The organism is Micromonospora haikouensis, from assembly GCF_900091595.1.
In the GTDB taxonomy this organism is placed as follows: Bacteria; Actinomycetota; Actinomycetes; order Mycobacteriales; family Micromonosporaceae; genus Micromonospora; species Micromonospora haikouensis.
On sequence record NZ_FMCW01000026.1, the window covers coordinates 121,116 to 128,346 of the forward strand.

Annotated in this window: 4 protein-coding genes; 3 read left to right on the forward strand and 1 reads right to left on the reverse strand. The window is 71.8% G+C overall.

Annotated elements, in window-relative coordinates; all coding sequences use genetic code 11:
- Nucleotides 1–60: 60 nt before the first annotated feature.
- From GA0070558_RS24465 to GA0070558_RS24475, 3 genes are read left to right on the forward strand one after another with little or no spacing between them, the layout of a single operon-like run.
- Nucleotides 61–1,125 (forward strand): serine/threonine-protein kinase, encoded by a 1,065-nt coding sequence (locus tag GA0070558_RS24465; protein ID WP_091283951.1) that lies wholly within the window; start codon nt 61–63, stop codon nt 1,123–1,125.
- Nucleotides 1,126–1,138: 13 nt separating this feature from the next.
- Complete coding sequence (locus tag GA0070558_RS24470; protein WP_091283953.1) at nt 1,139–3,961, forward strand: DEAD/DEAH box helicase; 2,823 nt, start codon at nt 1,139–1,141, stop codon at nt 3,959–3,961.
- Nucleotides 3,958–6,954: a DNA methyltransferase family protein gene (locus GA0070558_RS24475; protein ID WP_256092108.1), complete on the forward strand. Its 2,997-nt coding sequence runs from the start codon at nt 3,958–3,960 to the stop codon at nt 6,952–6,954. The genes GA0070558_RS24470 and GA0070558_RS24475 overlap by 4 nt, the downstream gene beginning before the upstream one ends.
- A gap of 7 nt (nt 6,955–6,961) precedes the next feature.
- Here GA0070558_RS24475 and GA0070558_RS24480 read toward each other — a convergent pair.
- The coding region (locus GA0070558_RS24480; RefSeq protein ID WP_141722309.1) for a transposase family protein at nt 6,962–7,231 on the reverse strand (270 nt) is incomplete at its 5' end.

The window sequence follows — 7,231 nt, forward strand, 5'->3', positions numbered from 1 at the left end:
TCGGACGTGGACGGACACGACGCCATCGGCACGGGGTGGGCGTCATCGTGGGGGAGACGAATGACGCTGGGCACGATCGGCGGCTACGAACTGGTCAGGCCCCTCGGCTCCGGCGGCATGGGTGAGGTCTTCTTCGCGGTGTCGTCCACAGCGGACCGGGTCGCCCTGAAGGTGATCAGGCAGCACCTGATCGCGGAGCCGACCGTTCGGGAGCGGTTCGCCGCCGAGGTCGAGAGCCTCAAGCTGGTCTACGGCTCCCGCATCGCCCGCATCGAGGATGCCGACCCCTACGCCGACCCCGCCTGGCTCGCCGTCGAGTACGTCGCCGGCGCCACCCTGCGTCAGCATGTGGACGCGCGCGGGCCGCTGCCGATTTCCCTGGCCGCCATGGCCGGAGCGATGCTGGCCGACGGGCTGGCCAAGGTGCACCAGGCCCGCCTGCTGCACCGCGACCTCAAGCCGCAGAACATCATCCTCGGGCCGGACGGCCCGAAGCTCATCGACTTCGGGCTGGCGCTGCTCATCGACCGCAGCGACTACCTGACCGAGCCCGGCGCCCTGGTCGGCACCCCCGCCTACATGTCACCCGAGCAGGTCCGGGGCGAGCGGAAGCTGACCGTCGCGGTCGACATCTACGGCCTGGCGGCGACCCTGGTCTTCGCCCTCACCGGCCACGGGCTCTATCCGCCGACCAACTCGTGGAACCTGCTGCTGCGCATCAGCGAGCCGGGCGACCTGCCGGACCTGTCCGGCGTGCCGCCCGAGCTGGTGCAGCTGCTCGGGGCAATGCTCGCCTTCGACCCCACCGCCCGGCCCCGGCTCGACGCCGTGCGGGCCCGCCTGCTCGCGGTGGCCACGGCGAGCAGCGGTCGGTCCGTGCCCGACCTGCGGCAGGAGGTCGCGGCCCTCACCTTCGACCCGGCGGCGGAGCTGCTGGTCCCGGTGGAGCTGGAGGACCCCCGCCGCGACCCCGAGGACACCGCCCCCGCCTCCGGGGACGAGACCCCGGGCCCCGAGCCGGCCGGCGGGCGGGCCGCTCCCGAACCGTCCGCCCCGCCCCCTGTCGACGTGGGCTGGCTGGTCAACAAGATCCGCCGACAGTACGCCCGCCGCGCCACCCTGTAGGAAGGCACCACCGATGACCACGACCCAGGACGCGACGTTCGCCCCGGGCTCCCGCATCGTCGTCCGGGACGAGGAGTGGCTGGTCCGCAGCGTCAAGACCGGCACCGCCGACGGCACCATGATCAAAGCCGTCGGTGTCTCCGAGTTCGTCCAGGACGCCGAGGCCACCTTCTTCACAGCCCTGGAGACGATCACGCCGCTGGTGCCCGAGGAGACCGAACTCGTCCAGGACACATCCTCCCGCTTCCGGCGCAGCCGGCTCTTCCTGGAGGCCGTGCTGCGGCGCACCCCGCTGCCCCGCACCGAGCGGGGCCTGGCCCTGGCCGACCGGTTCCTGCTCGACCCCTTGACCTACCAGCTGCGCCCCGTCGAGCTGGCCCTGTCGGGCCTGCGCCCGCGCATCCTGCTCGCCGACGTGGTCGGCCTGGGCAAGACCCTGGAGATCGGGCTCATCCTCGCGGAGCTGATCCGCCGTGGCCGGGGCGACCGCATCCTCGTCGTCTCCCCCCAGCAGGTGCTGGAGCAGTTCCAGCGGGAGCTGTGGACCCGCTTCGCCATCCCGCTGGTGCGGCTCGACTCGACCGGCATCCAGCGCATCCAGCAGGAGATCCCCGCCGGCCGCAACCCGTTCACCCACTTCAAGCGGGCCATCATCTCCGTCGACACCCTCAAGGACGCCGGCCAGTTCGGCCACCACCTGGAGGCCACCGTCTGGGACGCCGTCGTCATCGACGAGTCGCACAACCTCATCAACAAGGGCACCCAGCGCAACGAGCTGGCCCGCCGGCTCGCCGCGAAGACCGACGCGCTGCTGCTGGCCAGCGCCACCCCGCACAACGGCAACAAGGAGTCCTTCGCGCAGCTCGTCTCGCTGCTCGACCCGGCGGCCATCGCCAACGAGAAGACCTACCAGGCCAGCGACATCGCCCACCTCTACCTGCGCCGCACGAAGATCAGCCCGGAAGTACGCGACCAGATCGGCGACCGCTGGGCCGACCGGGGCCCCTCCCAGGCGGTGCCCTGCCCGGCCGGCGAACGCGAAGAGGAGATCTTCGCCGAGCTGACCGACGTGTGGCTGGCCGGCAAGTGGTCCGACGAGGCGATCACCGGCCAGCACCGGCTCTTCCCGTACACCCTGTTGAAGTCCTTTCTCTCCTCCCACCGCGCGTTGCACGAGACGGTGACCAACCGGCGCCGGAAGGCCACCGGCACGGAGGCGGCGGCGCTGGACCGGCTCGCGGAGCTGACGGCCGCGATGACCGACGGCGACTCCAGCAAGCTGCGCAGGCTGGTCGAGGTGCTGCGCGGCATCGGCGTCGGCCGGGGCAGCGACACCCGGGCCGTGGTCTTCTCCGAGCGGGTGCCCACGATCAAGTGGCTCGCCGAGGTCGTCCCCGGCCTGCTCGGGCTGCGGCCGAGCGCCGTGCGGGTGCTGCACGGCGGCGTGGCCGACGCCGACGAGCAGCGCATCCTCCAGGAGTTCGAGCTGGCCGGCAGCGAGGTGCGGCTGCTGTTCACCGGCGACGTGGCCTCCGAGGGCGTCAACCTGCACCAGCAGTGCCACCACCTGATCCACTACGACGTGCCGTGGAGCCTCATCCGCATCGAGCAGAGAAACGGGCGCATCGACCGGTACGGCCAGAAGCACCAGCCGCAGTTCCGCGCCCTCATCCTCACCTCCGCCCGCGACGACGCGAAGGACGACCGCACCGTCGCGCAGAAGCTCCTCGACCGGGAGGAGACCGCGCACCGCAGCCTCGGCAGCGTCGAGGCGGCGACGGGCCTCTACGACGCCAGGGCCGAGGAGGACCGGCTCGTGCGGGACCTGCTCGCCGGCCGGTCGGTGGAGGAGTCCTATGCCGCCGCCCACGCCGAGGTCGACGTGATGGCCGACCTCTTCGGCGACGTCGGCACCGCGCCGGTGGCCGCCGACGTGCCGCGCGCCCGGGTGCCGAAGCTCTTCGACTCCACCCGCGAGTTCGTCGACGCCGCGCTGCACGAGATCTACGACGACCGGCCCGAGGACCACATCGACCTGCGCCGCGAGGATGGCCTGCTGACCTTCCTCGCCCCCGACGACCTGGTGCACCGGCTCACCGACCTGCCCCGCTCCTATCTGCGCGCCCACCGCGAGGGCGAACACCTGCGGCTCAAGGTCACCTTCGACCGCCCGCTCGCCCAGCGCAAGCTCGACCAGGCCCGGCAGAGTCGGACGCCGATGTGGCCGGAGATTGCCTTCCTCAGCGACGTGCACCCGATGGTCGACTGGCTGGTCGACAAGGTGCTGATCCGGCTGGGCCGCCAGCAGGCCCCCGTCCTCACCGCCGACGTGACCGCGCCGACCTTCCTCGTCCAGGGCGTCTACGCCAACCGCCTCGGCCAACCCACCGTCGTGCAGTGGATGGCCGTCTCCGGCCTGCCCGCCCAGCCGACGATCCGCCCCATGGACGAGGTGCTGCGCGCCGCCCGGGTCGGCCCCGACCTGGTCAACCGCGCCGAGCCGATCGCGACCGACTCGCTGCGGGCCCTGCTCCCGCAGGCCGTGGCCGCCGCCCGGGAGCACCTGGCGGGCAAGCGCGCCGAGTGGGACGCGGCCAACGCCGAGCCGCTGCGCCGCCACCGCGCGAAGCTCGCCACGTTCCAGCAGGCCAGCCTCTTCGACGACCTGCCCGGCGCGCACCGCGAGAGGCGTCGCCAGCGGGTCGACGCCACCGTCGCCGAGCAGCGCGACCTGCTTGACCGGCTGGAAACCGCCGGCGATCCGCTGCTGCGCGTCCTCGCCGTCCTCGCCCCGTCCCCGGAGCACCCCGCCCCGTCCCCGGAGAACGCCGCATGAGCTTCGAATCGCTGACCAACCGTGGCGAGTACCTTTCCGCGCACTACCTGGCCGAGATCCTGCCCACCACCGTCAAGGGCGGCCTGGCCAAGCAGTGGGCCGAGCGGGAGAAGTCCGGGGAGTCCACCCCGCGCACCGGCCTGCGTGGCCTGCGCCGCGCCTACTTCGACGCGAAGACCGAGCTGGCCGACGACGAGTTCTTCGACCCGGAGCGCCTGCGCAAGCTGCACCAGCAGCTCCTGCTGGCCCTCGGCTTCGAGCCGCAGCCTCGGACCATCACCGTCGAGCGGGCCGGCCACGACCACGAGGTCCACGTCGCCCACGCCGAGCTGGACACCGCCCACGGCATCGTCGCCGTCGACTGCGGCTGGGCCGTCGACACCGAGGCCGCCCAGGACCCCGACGGCGCGGGCCGGCTGCTCGACCCGGTCACCCTGCCCGGCAACGAGACCATCACCACGGGCGCGAAGCTCGCCTCCTGGCTGCTCGCCGCCGACAACCCCAAGCTGCGGTACGCGCTGGTGCTCAGCGGCGGCGTCGTCACCCTCGCCGACCGCACCGCCTGGGGCGAGGGCCGCTACCTGGCCGTCAGCCTCGACACCCTCTACGCCCGCAACGACGACCGGGAGTATGACGTCGTCGCCGCCCTGTTCGGCGCCGACTCGCTGCGCCCGCCCGCCGAGGGCGGCACCGAACCCCTCGCCGAGCTGGTCGCCGGCTCCCGGCAGCACGCCGTCGGCGTGTCCAGTGAGCTCCGCGAGGGCCTGAAGGTCTCCGTCGAGCTCATCGCCAACGAGGTCCTCGACCGCATCCGCCAGGCGGGCCACCAGCCGCAGGACGTCATGGACCTCGACGAGCTGGCCGGGGAGCTCAAGGAGGAGGCGCTGCGCTACCTCTACCGCATCCTGTTCCTGCTCTATGCCGAGGCCCGCCCCGAGCTGGGCGTGCTGCCCGTCAACGACCCCCAGTACGTCGAGGGTTACAGCCTGGCCCGCATCGGCGACCTCGTCGCCCGCCGCCTCGCCCCGTCCGCCGAGGGCGGCACCCACCTCCACGAGTCGCTGGACCTGCTGTTCCGCATGGTCAACGAGGGCCACCGTCCGCGCGGCGGCGCGGACGTCGAGGAGAAGACCAGCGAGGGCGAGGGGCTGCGCTTCGAGCCGATGCGCTCGGAGCTGTTCCTGCCGGAGAAGACGAAACTCATCGGACGGCTCGTCGCCGAGCCGGGCAGCGACCCCGACGACCCGCATGGCCCGAAGATCGACACCCGGCTGCGCAACAAGGTCCTCCACGAGGTGCTGCGCCGGCTGATGCTCACCAGGGGCGGGCGCAGGCGGCGCGGCGGCTTCATCTCGTACGCCCAGCTCGGCATCAACCAGCTCGGCGCGGTCTACGAGGGCCTCATGTCGTACACCGGGTTCGTCGCCACCGAGCAGCTCTACGAGGTCGCCCGCAACGGCGACCCGAAGGACGGCTCGTGGATGATCCCCGCGTCGAAGGCCGACGACTACGACGACGCCGTCTTCGTCTACCGCGAGGACGCTTACACCGGGGTGCGCAGCCGCGTCCGCTACGGGGCCGGCCAGTTCGTCTACCGGCTCGCCGGCCGGGACCGGCAGACCAGCGCCTCCTACTACACCCCGCAGTCGCTCACCGAGGTCACCGTCCAGCTCGCCCTCAAATACCGCCTCGACCAGGACGGCACCACGACCCTCGCCCGTGAGCTGCTCGACTGGACGATCTGCGAGCCGGCGCTCGGCTCCGGCGCGTTCCTCAACGAGGCCATCAACCAGGTCGCCGCCGAATACCTGCGCCGCCGGCAGGCCGAACTCGACGTCACCCTCGACCCCGAGGACTACCACCTCGAACTCCAGCGGGTGAAGGCCTACATCGCCCTGCACAACTGCTATGGCGTCGACCTCAACCGCACCGCCGTCGAGCTGGCCGAGGTCTCCCTCTGGCTCAACGTCATGCACGCCGGCCTCCAGGCCCCCTGGTTCGGCCTGCACCTGCGACGCGGCAACTCCCTCATCGGCTGCGGCCGCAAAACCTACGAGGCGAAGCAGCTCGCCGACAAGTCGTGGCTCACCACCGCCCCCGCCGAGAAGCCGTTCCGGGACGGGCCGATCGACGAGGGCACCGTCCACCACTTCCTGCTCCCCGCCGACGGCTGGGGCGCGGTCGCGGGGGAGAAGGAGGCCCGCGAGCTGGCGCCGGCCGAGACCGCCCGATTGAAAGCCTGGCGTACGGCGATGAAGCGCACGCCGTCCGCGAAGGGCAAGAACTCGCAGGTCAAGCGGTTGCAGGCGCTCGCCGGGCGGGTCGAGTTCCTGTGGGGGCTGGTGCAGCAGCGCCTCGCCATCTCCGAGCAGGAGATCCGCCGCGACATCCGGGTGTGGGGTGCAGACGACCTGCCGCCGGTGACCGGGGCGGTGGCCCGGGAGAAGATCCTCGCCGACCTGACCGCGCCCGGCACGCCCTACTGGCGGCTCAAGACGCTGATGGACATGTGGTGCGCGTTGTGGTTCTGGCCGCTGGACAAGGTCGGCCTGCTCGACGGCACCGACCCGGCATACCCGGCCGCGCCCGTGCAGGTGTCGCACGTCAGCGAGGTGCCCGCGCACGAGGAGCCGGCCGCCTACGAGGTGGCGGACATCTTCGGCAACGTGCAGCCGCAGCAGATGAAGCTGTCCACCAGGCCGACCGGCGGCACGCGACGGGTCAGCGTGGCGGAGCAACTGCGCCGGCAGGTGCCGCTGACCGACCTCGACGACTGGCTCACCTTCGCCGAAGCGCTCATCGGCCGCAGCGACGCCGACGAGAACACGGCGAGGTTCTACGGCCGGGAGCTGACGAGCCTGGACGAGATGAGCGACTTCGAGCAGAAGCTCGACGGGGTGATCGGCGTCGACGCGCCGTGGACGTTGTCCGACAGGTTCCCGTGGCTCCTGGCGGCCGAAGCGGTCGCCGACCAACAGGGGTTTTTCCACTGAGGTGATCTCAGCAAGATTCGGATAGGTAGCGGTATTCGAAGTGTGTGAGGTTGAGTGCGGCGCGGACGATGTCGCCGAGGTGTCGGGGGCTGGCGGTGGTGTGTCGGAGGGTGCGCCAGCGGCCGGTGAGGATGGCGAAGCCACGTTCTCCGAGGCACCGCAGGGATCGAAGGATCGCGTTGTGGGTGCGGTTGTCGACCGCCAGGCGTCGGCCGCCGGCGGGTTGCTTGTACGGGGTGTGGATGCCCTGGCCAGCGCCTTCGTAGCCGGAGTCGGC

Excerpts from the sequence above, each read along its gene's own strand:
- GA0070558_RS24470 (WP_091283953.1), top strand. The coding sequence starts at position 1,139 with ATGACCACGACCCAGGACGCGACGTTCGCCCCGGGCTCCCGCATCGTC.
- GA0070558_RS24475 (WP_256092108.1), top strand. The coding sequence starts at position 3,958 with ATGAGCTTCGAATCGCTGACCAACCGTGGCGAGTACCTTTCCGCGCAC.
- GA0070558_RS24465 (WP_091283951.1), top strand. The coding sequence starts at position 61 with ATGACGCTGGGCACGATCGGCGGCTACGAACTGGTCAGGCCCCTCGGC.